The organism is Actinopolymorpha rutila, assembly GCF_013407855.1.
GTDB lineage: Bacteria > Actinomycetota > Actinomycetes > Propionibacteriales > Actinopolymorphaceae > Actinopolymorpha > Actinopolymorpha rutila.
Window position 1 is genome coordinate 6897986 of record NZ_JACBZH010000001.1, and the last position, 16100, is coordinate 6914085.

13 protein-coding genes are annotated in these 16100 nt (G+C 72.7%); 4 read left to right on the top strand and 9 right to left on the bottom strand.

Translation table 11 applies throughout. From position 1 onward, the window contains the following. The first annotated feature begins 169 nt into the window (after positions 1 to 169). From F4554_RS31140 to F4554_RS31150, 3 genes are all read left to right on the top strand, one after another. A complete protein-coding gene (locus F4554_RS31140) occupies positions 170 to 1735 on the top strand; it encodes a 3-hydroxyacyl-CoA dehydrogenase (RefSeq protein WP_179791151.1) in 1566 nt (521 codons plus the stop codon). A 78-nt stretch (positions 1736 to 1813) separates the two neighbouring features. Continuing rightward, positions 1814 to 2506, top strand: a complete 693-nt coding sequence (locus F4554_RS31145; RefSeq protein WP_337796274.1) for an RNA polymerase sigma factor — start codon at positions 1814 to 1816, stop codon at positions 2504 to 2506. Continuing rightward, positions 2503 to 3048: a hypothetical protein gene (locus F4554_RS31150; protein ID WP_179791152.1), complete on the top strand. Its 546-nt coding sequence runs from the start codon at positions 2503 to 2505 to the stop codon at positions 3046 to 3048. Before F4554_RS31145 ends, F4554_RS31150 begins: the two co-directional genes overlap by 4 nt. 155 nt (positions 3049 to 3203) lie before the next feature. Here F4554_RS31150 and F4554_RS31155 read toward each other — a convergent pair whose 3' ends face one another. Then, positions 3204 to 3803, bottom strand: a complete 600-nt coding sequence (locus F4554_RS31155; protein WP_179791153.1) for a hypothetical protein — start codon at positions 3801 to 3803, stop codon at positions 3204 to 3206. A 211-nt stretch (positions 3804 to 4014) separates the two neighbouring features. Between F4554_RS31155 and F4554_RS31160 the strand changes: the two genes are divergently transcribed. Next, complete coding sequence (locus F4554_RS31160) at positions 4015 to 5679, top strand: alkaline phosphatase D family protein (protein WP_179791154.1); 1665 nt, start codon at positions 4015 to 4017, stop codon at positions 5677 to 5679. A 22-nt stretch (positions 5680 to 5701) separates the two neighbouring features. Here F4554_RS31160 and F4554_RS31165 read toward each other — a convergent pair whose 3' ends face one another. The 8 genes from F4554_RS31165 to F4554_RS31200 all read right to left on the bottom strand — a co-directional run bounded on the left by F4554_RS31165 (position 5702) and on the right by F4554_RS31200 (position 15955). Further along, on the bottom strand, positions 5702 to 7192 hold the full coding sequence (locus F4554_RS31165; protein ID WP_179791155.1) for a dihydrolipoamide acetyltransferase family protein: 1491 nt from the start codon (positions 7190 to 7192) through the stop codon (positions 5702 to 5704). 27 nt (positions 7193 to 7219) lie between these two features. Further along, entirely contained in the window at positions 7220 to 8200 is a 981-nt protein-coding gene (locus tag F4554_RS31170; protein WP_179791156.1) for an alpha-ketoacid dehydrogenase subunit beta, read from the bottom strand. Next, on the bottom strand, positions 8197 to 9348 hold the full coding sequence (gene pdhA, locus F4554_RS31175) for a pyruvate dehydrogenase (acetyl-transferring) E1 component subunit alpha (protein ID WP_337796275.1): 1152 nt from the start codon (positions 9346 to 9348) through the stop codon (positions 8197 to 8199). The genes F4554_RS31170 and pdhA overlap by 4 nt, the downstream gene beginning before the upstream one ends. A 372-nt stretch (positions 9349 to 9720) precedes the next feature. Next, positions 9721 to 10869: a CaiB/BaiF CoA transferase family protein gene (locus F4554_RS31180; RefSeq protein ID WP_179791157.1), complete on the bottom strand. Its 1149-nt coding sequence runs from the start codon at positions 10867 to 10869 to the stop codon at positions 9721 to 9723. 27 nt (positions 10870 to 10896) lie between these two features. Beyond that, positions 10897 to 12075, bottom strand: coding sequence for an acyl-CoA dehydrogenase family protein (locus tag F4554_RS31185; protein ID WP_179791158.1), 1179 nt, complete (start codon positions 12073 to 12075; stop codon positions 10897 to 10899). 63 nt (positions 12076 to 12138) lie between these two features. Continuing rightward, the gene (locus F4554_RS31680) at positions 12139 to 12954 is read right to left on the bottom strand and encodes a hypothetical protein (RefSeq protein WP_202889539.1); all 816 of its coding nucleotides are present in this window, start codon (positions 12952 to 12954) and stop codon (positions 12139 to 12141) included. A 124-nt stretch (positions 12955 to 13078) separates the two neighbouring features. Next, positions 13079 to 13717, bottom strand: coding sequence for a hypothetical protein (locus F4554_RS31195; protein WP_179791159.1), 639 nt, complete (start codon positions 13715 to 13717; stop codon positions 13079 to 13081). A gap of 81 nt (positions 13718 to 13798) precedes the next feature. Beyond that, positions 13799 to 15955 carry a 3-hydroxyacyl-CoA dehydrogenase NAD-binding domain-containing protein gene (locus tag F4554_RS31200; RefSeq protein WP_202889540.1) on the bottom strand — a complete coding sequence of 719 codons (2157 nt, stop codon included), beginning with the start codon at positions 15953 to 15955 and terminating at the stop codon, positions 13799 to 13801. Between the last annotated feature and the right edge of the window lie 145 nt (positions 15956 to 16100).

Consider the following 16100-nt stretch of genomic DNA (forward strand, 5'->3'; position numbering starts at 1 on the left):
GGCACCTGCGGCGGAGTCCGCGCTGATCTTCGAGCCGCGGCTGTGGAAAACCGGGCCCTTGTACGGCCTGTGGACGAGAACCACGCGGCGAGCCCGGCCCCGCCCGTGGCACCGCGGGTCGTCCACAGGACGAGTGCACGCGCCGTCGCCCGTACGCCAGGATGGGGCCATGGCGGGACTTCTCGTTTCCACTCCGGTCGGTGTCGTGGGCGCCGGGACGATGGGCGCCGGCATCGCCCAGGTCGCCCTGGTCGCGGGCCACGAGGTGCGGTTGTACGACGCGCAGGACGGCGCCGCCGACCGCGGCGTCGCCCAGATCCTGGCCCGGCTGGACCGGCTGGTCGAGAAGGGCCGGCTCGAACCGGCCGCCGCCGACGCGGCGCGCGGCCGCCTGACAGCCGTCGCCTCGCTGGCCGACCTCGCGCCGAGCGGCCTGGTGGTCGAGGCCGTGGTCGAGCACCTGCCGATCAAGCGGGAGGTGTTCGGCACCCTGGAGAAGGTCTGCGCCGACGACACGATCCTGGCCACCAACACGTCCACACTGTCGGTGACCGCGATCGCCGCCAGCCTGCAGCGCCCGGGCCGGGTCACCGGCATGCACTTCTTCAACCCCGCTCCGCTGATGGCCCTGGTGGAGGTGCCGGCGGGCGCGGCGACCGATCCGGAGGTCGCGCAGACCGTCGCCGACACCGCCACCGCCTGGGGCAAGACGCCGGTGCGGTGCGCGTCTACGCCCGGGTTCGTCGCCAACCGCGTGGCCCGGCCGTTCTACGGCGAGGCGATGCAGGTGCTGGAGGAGGGCGGCGCCGACTGCGCCACCATCGACGCCGTACTCACCGAGGCGGCCGGCTTCCCGATGGGCCCGTTCACCCTCGCCGACCTGGTGGGCAACGACGTCAACCTCGCCGTCGGCCGGTCGGTGTGGGAGCAGACGTTCGGCGACCCCCGCTACGCGCCGTTCGTCGCCCAGCAGCAGGTCGTCGACGCCGGCTGGCTGGGCCGCAAGACCGGGCGTGGGTGGTACGAGTACGCCGGGGACGCCGGAAGTTCAGGGCCGCCCCGGCCGCGGACGGCGGAGCCGCGAACACCACCGGACCAGGTGACCTACCACGGCGGGTTCTCCGCCTGCTTCGGCCTGCTGGACCGGATCGCCGCGTCCGGGGTGAGCATGGAGCGGTACGACACCGGACCGGCCGCCCAGCGTTCGGGACCGGGCGAGTTCGAGCCGGGTGAGTCCGCGTACGGCATCGAACTCCCCGGCGGCGGGCTGGTCCTGGAGACGACCGGCGAACCCGCCACCTTCGACGGCGACGCGGTGACCCTCGACTGGGTGGGTGACGCGGCGACGGCCACGCGCGTGTGCCTGGCCCCCGGCGACGCCTGCGAGCCGGGCACCCTGGACCAGGCGATCGGGTTGTTCCAGGCCGCCGGCCTCGCGGTCAGCGTCATCGACGACGTGCCCGGACTGATCGTCGCCCGCACCGTGTGCATGCTGGTCAACGAGGCCGTCGACCTGGTGGCCCGCCGGGAGGCGAGCGCACCCGACGTCGACGTGGCGATGCGGCTGGGCACCGGCTATCCGCGCGGCCCGCTGGCCTGGGGTGACGAGGTGGGCCCGGAGGTCGTCGCGGACGTCCTCGGCACGCTCGCCCGCGTCTACCCCGGCGGGCGGTACCGCCCGAGCCCGCTGCTGGTCCGCGCCGCCCGGACCGGGCGCTCGCTGCGCGGCCTCTAGCGTCTGGGCGCTGCCATGGCCCGGAACTTTCCCGGTGAAAGTCGCGAACCCCCGTCGCGGTCCGGACATAGAGGGGATGTGGATCAACTCCGGCCCACCGGCGAGTCCGACGGGGAGCTCTGGCGCAAGGCTGCTCAGGGCGACGACCCGTCGGCATTCGGTGGGCTCTTCGAGCGCCACATCGACGCCGTCTACAACCACTGCTTCCGGCGTACCGGATCGTGGGAAGCAGCGGAGGACCTCGCCTCGGTGGTGTTTCTGGAGGCATGGCGGCGCCGGCACGACGTGTCGCTCAGCGGAGAGTCGATCCTTCCCTGGCTGCTCGCGGTGGCCAACAACGTCGTCCGCAACCGCGACCGCAGCCTGCGGCGTCATCGGCGCCTGCTCGCGAAACTGCCACCGGCGGTGGTCGCTCCCGACCCCGCCGACGACGCGGTCTCCCGAGTCGACGACGAGCGAGCCATGCAACGGGTGCTCGAGGTCTTCACCCGTCTCTTGCCAGACGAGCAGGACGTGCTCGCGTTGTGCGTCTGGGCCGGACTCAGCTACACCGACGCCGCCGTGGCCCTCGGGATTCCCGTCGGCACGGTGCGTTCCCGGCTCTCCCGCGCCCGCGAACACCTACGCCGCCTTGCCGGGCTCGAGGCGGGCGCGGGACGGACGGGGGGTCCCGCGCCCACCTCGAGCCCGGGAAGTGCCCAGGGAAGAGCCCAGAGAAGGGCTCTGTCGGCGCACCGCTCGAACAACGTGAACGGGGAGCTCCTGCCATGACCGACGACGACTTCCATCTACCACCCCCACGGACGATGCCGCGGGAACGCCGGGACGCGCTCCGCACCGCGCTCGTCGCCGAGGTGAGCGGCACCAGCCGCCCGTGGTGGCGGCGCACCTGGAAGGGCGCGGCCGTCGGCGGAAGCGCGTTCGCGATGGTGCTGGCCGGTGGTGTGGCCACCGCGTACGTCGCGTTCAAACCGCCGAGCGACACCAGCAGCGTCCTGTGCTACTCCGCACCGAAGGTCGAGTCGGCACGCGTCGACGTCACCCGGGTCGCGGTCGCCCGGAAGATGCCCGCGGGAAGCACCGCCTCGGCCAGTGGCACCGTCGCCATCCACGATCCCGTGGCCGCGTGCGGCCAGGCGTGGCGAAACGGTCTCGTCTCCGCCGGCGACCAGAGCCCCACCCCAGTCGCGCCGGGCCGGACGGCCCGCGTCCCCCTTCTTGTGGCGTGCACCCTCGACAAGGGCGTGGCGGGGGTGTTTCCAGGACCTCCCTCCACCTGTGAACGCCTCGGCCTGCCGCGCGCCACGAGATGAGCCGGCCGCGCTGCCCCCGGGCGGCAGCGCGGCCGGCGAGCCCCCTCGACCGGGCCGGGCGAGACCCGCTCGGCCCGGTCGACCTCCCGTCCTCGTCGTGCTCGGAGAGCCGGCTCTGACCGTCGGCCCTCAGAAGTCGCAGGTCGGGGGAGGGCTCAGAAGAACTTGATCGACGACGTCCGGTCGTTCATCGTGCCGAACGTCGAGCAGCTCCCGTCGCAGTAGCGGTAACTGCCGGTGTAGTTGGTGCCGTCGTGGTGGCGGCCGAGGCAGTTGGAGTACATGCGGGCGGAGGAGATGCGGTTGTCGAAACCGAGACTGGACATGCTCGGGAAGCCGTACCACGTCCCGGAGTAGCAGCCGGAGCCGCTGGAGCCGTAGAGGACCAGCGAGTCACCGCCGTAGTTGGAGTCTTCGTACTCGATCCCGACCAGTGGCTGGGCGGCGAGCGCGGAGCGGGTGGAGACGACCCCCGCCGCCTGCAACTGCCGGGTGCTCACCGTGCGGGCACCGGGAGCCAGCCGGACCCGGCCGGCCGTGGCGTAGGAGACGGACTCGGCGAACGAGCCGAAGCAGGAGACCTTGCTCGGCTTGGCGAGGTGGAAACCGGTGCCCGCCCGCATGGCCGGCATGCCGACAGCGCAGTGCCGGGCGCGGTCGGGAACTCCGGTGGCCGCCTGTGCGGCCTGGGCCTGCCAGGACACGAGAACCAACGTGGCCAGCACGGCCAGCCAGGTATATCGACGTCGACGCACGATGAGTACCTCCCGAAATGGGCAGCAACCGCATGATGACATGTACCACTGATCACGGTCACGTACGTTTGTCCGGTAATTACCTAACGTACCCGCGGTCTTACAGTGGCGGCGGCCCCGCCGTACGGAATCTTCGGCGGTTCACTGATCGCCACCGGCGCGTCACCGGCCGTTGCACCGGAGGTCATCGCGGCGGCGTAGACAGACGATCATGTCCGCACCTCGCATCCCCCAGTCGCTCCAGTCGTCCCAGGCGCCCGTGTCGTCCGGACCGGCGTCCGCGCTGCCGCGCCGCACCTTGTTGCGCGCGGGACTCACCACGGCCGGGTTCGCCACCGCCGGGCTCACCGGCCTCGTCCACGCGCCCGTCGCCGCCGCGTCCCCCGCCTCCGCCGGTACGCCGTTCGCGGCACCGGGCGCGCCCCGCTCCGGCCGGCCGCGGCTGACCCACGGCGTCGCCAGCGGTGACCCGACCGCGAACGGTGCGGTGGTGTGGGCCCGAGCCGACCGCACCGCCCGGATGTGGGTCGAGGTCAGCCGGACGCCGGACTTCCGCCGGGCGGTCACCGTGCCCGGGCCAGTGCTCACCGCGCAGACCAACCACACCGGACGGGTCGACCTGCACGGCCTGCCGTCCGGCCAGGAGCTCTTCTACCGCGTCCACCTCGAGGACCCCGACCGGCACGGCGTCCGGGGCGAGGCACTGTCCGGACGGCTCGTCACCGCGCCCCGCCGGCGCCGGGACGTACGGTTCCTGTGGTCGGGCGACATGGTGGGCCAGGGCTTCGGCTCCAACCCCGACCTCGGGGGCATCACCATCTTCGACCGGATGCGCGCGCTCGCCCCGGACTTCTTCCTGCACTCCGGCGACTCGATCTACGCCGACGGCCCGCTGACCGAGTCCGTCGCGCTGCCCGACGGCCGGGTCTACCGCAACGTCGTGACGGAGGAGAAGAGCCGGGTCGCGCAGACCCTGGACGAGTACCGCGGCCAGTGGGCGTACAACCTTCTGGACCGCAACGTCCGCGCGTTCGCCGCGGAGGTTCCGCAGGTCAACCAGTGGGACGACCACGAGGTGCACAACAACTGGTATCCGGGCCAGATCCTGGACGACGACCGGTACACCGAGAAACGCGTGGACGTGCTGGCGGCACGGGCGCGGCGGGCGTTCTTCGAGTGGATGCCGATCCGGACGTCGCACCGCGACCCCGAGGGCCGGGTCTACCGGAAGGTGTCGTACGGGCCGCTGCTTGACGTCTTCGTGCTGGACATGCGGACCTACAAGGACCCGAACACGCCCGGGCTGGAGACCGTCCCCGACGGCGGCGTACTTGGCTGGCGGCAGTTGCGGTGGCTGACCGACGGGCTGCTGAAGTCCCGCGCCACCTGGAAGGTCGTGGCCAACGACCTGCCGCTCGGGCTGGTCGTACCCGACGGCGCGACCGCGATGGAGGGCGTCGCCCAGGGTGACCCGGGTGCGCCGAAGGGCCGCGAACTCGAGATCGCCACCCTGCTGTCGACCCTGCGCCGCCACCGGGTGGACAACGTCGTCTGGCTGACCGCCGACGTCCACTACACCGCCGCGCACCACTACTCACCGGACCGGGCGAGCTTCACCGACTTCTCGCCGTTCTGGGAGTTCGTGTCCGGGCCGCTCAACGCCGGCGCGTTCGGGCCGAACAAACTGGACGCGACGTTCGGTCCGGAGGCGGTGTACGTGCACGCACCACCGCGTCAGGGCGCCTCGCCGATGGAGGGCTGGCAGCACTTCGGCGAGGTGGAGATCGCCGGGGACAGCGGGGAGCTGACCGTCCGGCTGCGCGACCAGGAGTCGAACGTGTTGTACGCGCGGACGCTGACGCCAGGCCCGCGCTGACCTGATCGCCGGGTGACTCCGCCTACGCGAGCAGCAGAGCGGAGGCGGGGTCCTCCAGGATGCTCGCGACGTCCATCAGGAAGCGCGAGCCCTGTTCGCCGTCGACGATGCGGTGGTCGAACGACAGTGAGAGCGTGGCCACCCAGCGCGGGACCACCTCGTCGTCGACGACCCACGGCTGCTTGCGGATCGCGCCGACGGCGAGGATCCCGGACTCGCCGGGGTTCAGGATCGGGGTGCCGCCGTCGACGCCGAACACGCCGACGTTGGTGATCGTGAACGTCGTACCCAGCATGTCCGCGGGCGGCGTCTTGCCGGCGCGGGCGGTCTGGGTCAGCTCGGTCAGCGACCGGGCCAGGTCGGCCAGCGGCATCCGGTCGGCGCGCTTGATGTGCGGCACCATCAGCCCGCGCGGCGTCGCGGCGGCGATGCCGAGGTTGACGTCGTGCTTGAGGACGATCTCGCCGGCCGGCTCGTCCCAGGTCGCGTTGAGTTCGGGCGTACGCCGGAGCGCGAGCAGGCAGGCCTTGGCGACCACGACCAGCGGGGACAGCCGGACGTCGGCGAAGTCACGGCGGGCGCGCAGCCGGTCCAGCAGTTCCATCGTCGCGGTGGCGTCGACGCTGACCCACTCGGTCACGTGCGGGGCGGTGAACGCGCTCCGGGTGACGGCCTGCGCGGTGGACCGGCGTACCCCGCGTACGGGGATCCGGGTCTCGCCGGCGGAGGGTACGGCCGGCGCGGTCGCGGCCTGGGCGGGCTCGGCCGGGACGGCGGCCGTCGTACCAGCCGCCGCTGTCGTACCGGCGGCGAAGGCCTCCACGTCGGCCCGGCTGACGGTGCCGTTCGGGCCGGTCGGCGGCACCCTGGTGAGGTCGACGCCGAGGTCCTTGGCGAGCTTGCGGACCGGCGGCTTGGCGAGCACGCCGGGGCTGGCGGGCGCCGGAGCCACGGGCGCGGGAGTGGGTACGGCGGGAGCGGTGGGCGCGGGAGCGGCTGGAGTTGCGGCCGCGGGGGTGGGCGCGGGCGTGCCGGTACGTGGGCGCCGACGGGCGGAGGTCGTACGCGGGCCGTACCCGACGAGCATGCTGGTCTTCTGCTCGTCGGCGGCCGCGGCCTTCTCGGTGGTCGCGCCCGAGGTCCCGGCCGCGACGTCGAACGCACCGGCGACAGCGGCCCCCGACGCCTGCGGAGCCGAGGACGCCGGGGCCGCGGGAGCGGGAGCAGCCGCGGCGGCCGGAGCGGCCGACCCCGGAGCGACCGCGGTGCCGGGCGCGGCCACCCGGATGATCGGCGTACCGACCGGGACGACCTGACCCTCGGGCACCAGCAGTTCGGCGATCGTCCCGGCGTACGGGCACGGCAGCTCGACCAGCGACTTCGCGGTCTCGATCTCGACCACGACGTCGTTGATCTTCACCTCGTCACCCGGCTTGACCCGCCAGGACACGATCTCGGCCTCGACCAGCCCCTCACCGACGTCGGGGAGCCGGAACTCGCGCGCTTCGGTCATGGACCTTCCCTTCGTACGTTCGGGCCCTCAGTAGGCGAGTACGCGGTCGACCGCGTCGAGGATGCGGTCCAGGTTGGGCAGGAAGTCCTCCTCCGCCCGGGCCGGGGGGTACGGCGTGTCGAACCCGCCCACCCGCCGCACCGGTGCCTGCAGAGAGTAGAAGCACTCTTCGGTGATCCTGGTGGCGAGCTCGGCGCCCAGGCCGCCGGTGATCGGCGCCTCGTGCACGGTGACGACGCGCCCGGTCCGGCGTACCAGCTCGTACACGGGGTCCAGGTCGAGCGGCGACAGCGTGCGCAGGTCGACCACGGCGAGGTTCTTGCCCTCCTCGGCGGCGGCCTGTGCGGCCTCCAGGCAGGTCTTGACCATCGGCCCGTACGCCAGCAGCACCGCGTCGGTGCCGTCGCGGACGACCCGGGACGCGAACAGCGGGTACGGCGCCTCGGTGGCCTCGGTGTCGACCTCGGCCTTCTCGTAGTAGCGGCGCTTCGGCTCGAGGAAGATCACCGGGTCGTCGCTGGCCACGGACTGCTGGATCATCCAGTACGCGTCGCCGGGGCTCGCGCAGGCGACGACCTTCAGGCCGGCGGTGTGGGCGAAGTAGGCCTCGGGGGACTCCGAGTGGTGCTCGACCGCGCCGATGCCGCCGCCGAACGGGATCCGGATCACCATCGGGACCGCCAGCCGGCCCTGGGAGCGGAACCGCATCTTGGCGACCTGGCTGACGATCTGGTCGTACGCGGGGTAGACGAAGCCGTCGAACTGGATCTCGCAGATCGGCCGGTAACCCCGCAACGCGAGGCCGATGGCGGTGCCGACGATGCCGGACTCCGCCAGCGGCGTGTCGATCACGCGGTCCTCGCCGAAGTCCTTCTGGAGTCCGTCGGTGACCCGGAAGACGCCGCCGAGCCGGCCGATGTCCTCGCCCATGATGACGACCTTGGGGTCGTCCTCCATGGCGCGGCGCAGGCCGGCGTTCAGGCTCTTGGCCAGGGTGAGCGCGGTCATCGGGTCACCTCCGCGTGGGGCGCGCCGCCGTCGGCCGTGTGGAAGGACGCGTGGTATTCGCGGAACCACTCCTGCTGGGCCCGCAGCTCCGGGGTCATCTCGGCGTACACCCGGTCGAACGTCGCCGCGAGGTCGGGTTCGGGCATGGCCAGGGTGCCGGCGCGGACGTGCGCGGCGAGGTCGTCGGCCTCGGTGTCCAGGTCGGAGATGAACGCGTCGTCGATCAGGGCGTTGCGGGTGAGGTACGCCTTGACCCTGGCCAGCGGGTCCTTGAGTTTCCAGTGCTCCAGCTCGTCCTGCAGGCGGTACCGCGTCGGGTCGTCGGTGGTGGTGTGCGCGCCCATGCGGTAGGTGAAGGCCTCGATCAGCGTCGGGCCGCCGCCGTCGCGGGCCTGCTGCAGCGCCGCCTTGGTGACGGCATAGCAGGCGAGGACGTCGTTGCCGTCGACGCGTACGCCGGGGAAGCCGAAGCCCGCGGCCCGGCGGTAGAGCGGGATCCGGGACTGCTTCTCCTGTGGCGCGGAGATGGCCCACTGGTTGTTCTGCAGGAAGTAGACGGTCGGGGTGTTGAACACCGCGGACCAGATGAACGACTCGTTCACGTCGCCCTGGGCGCTGGCCCCGTCACCGAAGTAGGCGAGCACCGCCGCGTCCCGCTCCGGGTCGCCGGTGCCGACGCAGCCGTCGCGCTGCATGCCCATGGCGTAGCCGGTCGCGTGCAGCGTCTGCGCGCCGATGACGATCGTGTAGAGGTGGAAGTTGACGTCGGCCGGGTCCCACCCGCCGTGGTCGACGCCACGGAACAGGCTGATCAGCGCCAGCGGATCGACGCCGCGGCACCACGCGACACCGTGCTCGCGGTAGGTGGGAAAGATGAAGTCCTGCTGCCGGACCGCGCGGCCGGAGCCGATCTGTGCGGCCTCCTGGCCGAGCAGCGACGCCCAGATGCCGAGCTCACCCTGCCGCTGGAGGGCGATCGCCTCGGCGTCGATGCGCCGGGTGAGCACCATGTCACGGTAGAAGCCTCTGACGGCCTCGTCGTCCAGGTCGAACGCGTAGTCGGGATGCTCGCAGCGCTCGCCCTCGGGCGTGAGCAGCTGGACGAGGTCGGGCTCACCCGCCGGGGCCCCCAACGTGCCTTCCGTCACCGTGCACTCCTTCAGTCCATCGGTGGGCGGGGTCGCCGCCACCGGGCCGGAGCTCAAGTCGTGTCCGACTCGTCGCCACCGGTGGGCGCGACCAACGTCCGACACGCACGGCTGTGAACGATCGCACAGCCGTGCCACCTAACGTACCGACAGCGCCCGCTCGACGCACCCGAACCCCGGTGCGCCAGGTCGTCCCAAGCGTTCCCGCCTGGGTTGTCCGTCCAGGATCTGCCCTCCTGACCAGACCGCACCATGTCGGATCCCACGGTTAGCCGCAACCGAAGTCGTTCGGCTCCCACAGTTTGTCGGACGTCCGAAGGGATGGTCGGACACCCGACTATCCGCGCTGGTCACAGGGTTGGTCGCGGGCCGTCACCGTTCGACGGCGACCGCGCCGGACCGGACGAGTTCGCCGATCTCCGCCTCGCCGAACCCCGCACCGGCGAGCACCTCCCGGGTGTGGGCGCCCGGCACCGGCGCCGGGCCCTGCACCCCGCTCGGCGTCCGGGACAGCCGGGGCGCGGGGGCCGGCTGGACCTGTCCGCCGACGTTCACGAACGACCGCCGCGCGGCCGCCTGCGGATGGTGCGGCGCCTCGGCCGGGTCGAGCACCGGGGTGACACAGGCGTCGGTGCCGGCGAAGCGTTCGGCCCACTCGTCCCGGGTGCCGGTGGCCAGCACCGCCGCGAACGTCTCGTGCAGCAGCGGCCAGCCCGCCTCGTCGTACTGTCCGGGCAGGTCCTCGTCGACCAGCCCCAGCCCGGCGAGAAGTGCCGCGTAGAAGCGCGGCTCCAGCGCGGCCACCGCGACGAAGCGGTCGTCCGCACACGTGTAGCAGCGGTAGAACGGCGCGCCGCCGTCGAGCAGGTTACCGCCGCGCGGCCCGGTCCACATGCCGTCGGCGAGCAGTCCGTGCAGTTGCGCCGACAGCAGCGCGGCGCCCTCGACCATCGCGGCGTCCACGACCTGGCCGCGGCCGGAGCGTTCGCGTTCCCACAGGGCGGCGAGGATGCCGACGACCGCGAGCATGCCGCCGCCGGCGAAGTCGGCGACGTAGTTCAGCGGCGGGGTGGGCGGTGCGCCCGCCGGGCCGATCGGCGCCAGCGCCCCGGACACCGCGAGGTAGTCCAGGTCGTGCCCGGCCTCCTTCGCACCCGGGCCGTCCTGGCCCCACCCGCTGATCCGGGCGTAGACCAGCCGCGGGTTGGCGTCCAGGCAGGCGTCCGGTCCGATGCCGAGGCGCTCGCACACGCCCGGACGGAAGCCCTCGACCAGCACGTCGGCGGACTCGGCCAGCCGGAGCGCGACCGCGATCGCCTCCGGGTGCTTGAGGTCGAGGGCGATCGACCGCCGGCCCCGCGCCAGCGGGTCGCCCGGTCGCCCCGGCCCGCCGGTCACCGCGTCGTGCCGGTCCACCCGCACCACGTCGGCGCCGAGGTCGGCCAGCATCGTCGCCGCGAACGGCACCGGGGCGAGGTTGGTGAACTCCAGCACGCGTACGCCGGTCAGTGGGCCACTCATCCGCCCATCATTCCCGCGCGGCACGGCTTACTCCCCGGAAGGGTCGGCGGCCCCCTTCGAGACCTGCCCCAGCATGGCCCGGCTGATGATGTCCTTCATGATCTCGGAGGTGCCGGCGTAGATGCGCTGCACCCGCGCGTCGGCGTACGCCCGGCAGATGGGGTACTCCCACATGTAGCCGTACCCGCCGTGCATCTGCACGCAGTCGTCGACGACCCGGCCGAGCATCTCGGTCGCGAACAGCTTGGCCTGAGCCGCCGACGGCGCGTCCAGCGCACCGGCGTTGGCGGCGAGCACGCACTGGTCGACGTACGCCTGCGCCACGTCCACCTCGGTGCGCAGCGAGGCGAGCCGGAACCTCGTGTCCTGGAACGCCGACAGCGGCCGGCCGAACGCCTGGCGTTCCCGCACGTACGCGATCGTGTCCCGCAGCGCGACCTCCGCGCTGGCGACCGCACTCATCGCGACCACCAGGCGTTCCTGGGCGAACTGCCGGGTCAGCTGGACGAACCCCTCGCCCGGGTGGCCGAGCACGTTCTCCTTGGGAACGCGGCAGCCGTCGAAGTACAGCTCCGCGGTGTCCTGCGTACGCAACCCCAGCTTGTCGAGCTTGCGGCCACGGGTGAAGCCGGGCGTGCCGCTCTCCACGACGAACAGCCCGATGCCGTGCCGCCGGTCGGGTTCGGTGCGCGCGGCGACGAGAACGAGGTCGGCGGTGATGCCGTTGGAGATGAACGTCTTCGCACCGTCCAGCACCCAGTGGTCGCCGTCCTCCACGGCCCGGGTGCGCAGCGCGGCGGCGTCCGAGCCGGCCTCGGGTTCGGTGATCGCGATCGCCAGCACGGCCTCGCCGGTGATCGCACGGGTGAGGAACCTGCGCTTCTGGCTGCGGGTGGCCGCGTGCAGGAGGTACGGCGCGACGACGCCGTTGTGCAGGCCGAGCCCGAAGCCGGACTCGTGCACCGCGGCGAGCTCCTCGACCATCACCTGCTCGTAGCGCAGGTCGGTGACGCCGAGCCCGCCGTACGCCTCGTCGGCGGCGGGCACCAGGAACCCCTGCCGCCCGGCGGCCAGCCAGACGTCCCGGTCGACCAGGCCGGCCTTGTCCCAGCCGGGCTGGCGGGGCACGACCTCCCGGGCGCAGAACGTACGAAACGATTCCCGGAAGGCGTCGTGGTCGGCGTCGAAGTAGCCGTGGGCCCGCATGGTCTCGATCCTGCCGTGCCCGGCCGGTGGCGTAAACCGTCGGCGCCGGCGGGCGTACGCGGGTCAGGGTCGTTGCAGGAGCAGGCCGATACCCGCGGCGCCGCCGGCCCACAGCAGGCTGGCGAACGTGCCGATGATGAACCGCTCGGCGGCACCGGAGGCTCGAAGGTCGGGGTAGCGGCCCAGGCCCTTCACGGCGAGGACCACCGCGACGCCCTCGCCGTACCCCACCAGCAGGCAGCTCGCGATCGCCGCGCGTTCGAGGACGCCGATCCAGGCGCCGCCGCGGAGTACGGGACGGCCGGTGCGCACCCGGCCCGACCGGCGCGGCGTCTCCGTCCCGGTGATGCTCCGTCCCGCGCCGGGCACCCCGGCGGGGAGTCCGCCGGTGCCGGGCAGGCCCCGCTCGGCGGCCACGCCGGACAGAGGGTCGCCGCCGGACGGACGGGCGCCGGTACCCGCGAGCGCTCCCCCGTCGGGCCGACCGGGCGTACCCGCGGCCGCACCCGGACCGCCGGACGTCCCGGCGTCCGTACCCTCGCCCGGCAACGGCGTCGGCGCCGGCGCGACCGGACGGGTGATGTCGGGGATCCCGGACTCGCCGGCGCCGCGCAGGATGGCGCGGGTCACCGGCTCGCCGCCGGAGATCGCCACCGCGACGCTCAGCACGACGGCGAGCACCCGGATCTCGTGCGAGGGGGCGCCGGTCATCCCGCTGGCGCACAGGGCGGCCAGTCCGAGCAGGCCCGCGGGTACGAAGGCGACCAGCCACCAGGGCAGCTGCTCGACCCGGTCGTGGACCGACGGCACCCAGGAACCGACGGCGACCACGGCGAGGAGGGCGAGTACGACGAGCGCCAGGTCGCCCCACACGTTCATCCGGAACTCACCTCGTCCCCTCCCCTGTCTCCCCGTCTCCCGTCGGCAGGTGCTCTCCGTACTCTGACAGGCGCTCTGCGTACTTTGACAGGTGCTCAGCCCTCCCGGGTGCTCTGCGTACGTTTCAGTCGCGGCCGGAGGTGGACGCCGGACCGCGGCTCGCCCGGCCCGCCTCGTCGGCCTGGGTGAGCAGCCTGGCCGCCAGCGGCCGGGCCCCGCGTTCCTCCTGCCACAGGGCGGTGCGCAGGCGCTGGCTCACCGCCTGCGGGCTGATCTTGAGGTCGGTCGCGATGTCCTTCTGGGGTAGCCCCTGCCTGATCAGGTCGACCACCTCCCAGCCGGGGCCGGTGCGGCGCTGCACCACCGCGGACAGCAGTGCCAGCAGGGACTCCGCCTCGGCGGCCGTACGGGGGTCGGGCCCGACCACGGCCAGCCGGGACGGGGTGTTCTTCGCCCGCTCGACCGCCTCCCGGGCGTTGATGAACGCCGGACCGGTGGACGCGCGCACACTCGCCGGGATGGGTTCGCGGACCGGCCCCACCCCCACTCCTGCCCACCAGTCGCCGGCCCGGACGACCTCGAGCACGACGTCGACGGCGTCGTCGGGATGGTTGAGCAACCCCTGCACCTCGTCCCCCGCCGTGCGTTCGAAGTCGCGGACGAACCGTTTGGACGCCGGGTTGGCCCGCAACCGGGCGAGCAAACCGTCGATCTTGTCGACGCCGTTGCGGCTGCCGCGCTGATCAAGCGTGAGAACCAGCATGTTTCCCTCCGGTACTCACAGGGACCGAAGTCCGGGGGCGTCATTATCCAGGCAGGAGGCTTGATTGGGGGCAAACAAGTCTCACCACTTGATGGGTGGTGGCTGGAACCGGTCGCCGTAACGCGCCATCAGCTCCTTGGCACGCGCCGTGAACACCGCGGGCCCGCCACAGGCCGAGACGAACTGCGCGGCACCGCCGGTCCAGGCCGGGAAGCCGATCCCGAAGACGGTCCCGACGTTGGCGTCGCGAGCGGTCTGGACGACCCCCTCGTTCAGGCAGCGCAACGCCTCCAGCGCCTGGACGAACAGCAACCGGTCGGCGACGTCACCGACCGGCACCGCACCCGGCCCGGTGGCGAACCGCTCCGCCAGCTCCGGCCACAGCCGTTTCCCTCCGTCGCCTCCGTCACTCTCGTTCCGGTAGTCGTAGAAACCGGCGCCGCCGCCCTTGCCGGGCCGGTCGAGCTCACCCACCATCGCGTCGATCACGTCGTACGCCGGATGCGGTGCGGGCGTACGCCCCTCCGCCGCGAGGTCGGCCACCTCCTGCGCCCGCACCCGGGCCAGCAGAGTGAGACTCACCTCGTCGGCGACGGCCAGCGGACCGACCGGGAACCCCGCCGTCCTCGCGGCGTTCTCAACCACGGCCGGTGGTACGCCCTCGACCACCATGGCGATGCCCTCGGTGACGTAGGTGCCGAACACCCGGGAGGTGAAGAAGCCGCGGCCGTCGTCGACGATGATCGGCAGCTTGCCGATCTGGCGTACGAAGTCGAAAGCCGCGGCCAGCGTCACCGGCGAGGTCTGCTCACCGCGGATGATCTCCACCAGCGGCATCCGGTGGACGGGTGAGAAGAAGTGCAGCCCGACGAAGCGGTCCGGTGCGCGCACCGCCGCGGCGAGGCCGGTGATGGGCAGCGTCGAGGTGTTGGACGCGAGGAAGGCCCGGGGCGCGGCGCGCTCGGCGGCGGCGTGCACGGCGTTCTTCACCGCGCGGTCCTCGAACACCGCCTCCACCACCAGGTCGCACTCGGCCAGCGCGACCATGCCCGGCCCGGTGTCGGTGACCGTGATCCTGGACAGCACCTCGTCCCTGCGACCGGGCGTGAGCCGGCCCTTCGCCACGCGTTCCTCCAACAGCGCGGCGATCCGGTCCCGGCCGGCGCGGGCCAGGTCGACGGTCACGTCGGCGAGCACGACGTCGATACCGGCGTAAGCACTGACGTGGGCGATCCCGGCGCCCATCATCCCCGCGCCCAGTACGCCGAGCGTGCGGACCGGCCGCTTCTCGTAGCCGGGCGGCTTGGAGGCGCCACGGGCCACCTCGTTCCGGCCGAACCACAGCGTGCCGATCATGTTCTTCGCGACCTGGCCGGTCACCAGGTCCAGGAAGTACCTGGTCTCGATCTCCAGTGCGGTGTCGACGTCGACGAAGCTGCCCTCGACGGCGGCGGCCAGGATGCGTTCGGGCGCGGGGTAGGCGCCGTGCGTACGGCTGGTCAGCATCGCCGGGGCGGCGGACAGCGCGGCGTACCCCTGGGCGTCGGCGGGCTGACCTGGCACCCCGAACCCCCTGCGATCCCAGGGCTGGACCGGCCCCTCGGACTCGGCGGCCCGGGCGTCGATCCAGGCGCGGGCCCGGGCGAGCACGTCCTCGGGCGTCGCGGCGAGCTCGTCGACCAGCCCCGCCTTGGCGGCCGCACCAGGGCCGAACTGGGTGCCCTCGACCAGCAGCGGCAGCGCGGCGGTGAGGCCGAGCAGCCGGACGGACCGGACGATGCCGCCGCCACCGGGCAACAGCCCCAGCGTCACCTCGGGAAAGCCGATCCGGACCGCCGGGTCGTCCAGCGCGATCCGGTGGTGGCAGGCCAGCGCGATCTCCAGGCCGCCGCCGAGCGCGGATCCGTTGATCGCGGCGACCACGGGACGGCCGAGGCGTTCGAGCCGGCGCAACTGCGCCTTGACCTGGGAGAGGAAGCCGCGGAACTCCGTGAGATCGCTGCGGTCGACGTCGCGCAGCATGTCCAGGTCGCCGCCGGCGAAGAAGGTCGACTTGGCCGAGGTAAGGATCACCCCACGCAGCTCGCCGGCGTCGCGGTCGCGTTCGAGCCGGTCCACCGCCGCGCCCATGGCCGTCATGTAGTCGGCGTTCATGACGTTGGCCGACTGGCCCGGCTGGTCGAGCGTCAGCGTGACGACACCGTCGGCGTCCCGGTCGTACCGCACGGCGTCTGTCATCACGTCCTCACCCACGCTCGGGGACGGCGGTGCTTTTCACGTGTGTTCCCGCGGTATGTGCCCGCGGGCGTTGTGTGGAGACGCTACCCGCCCGGCCCGGCGTTCAGTCCGTACGCCCGGCGCGCCCACGAAGGCGGAGCCGGTC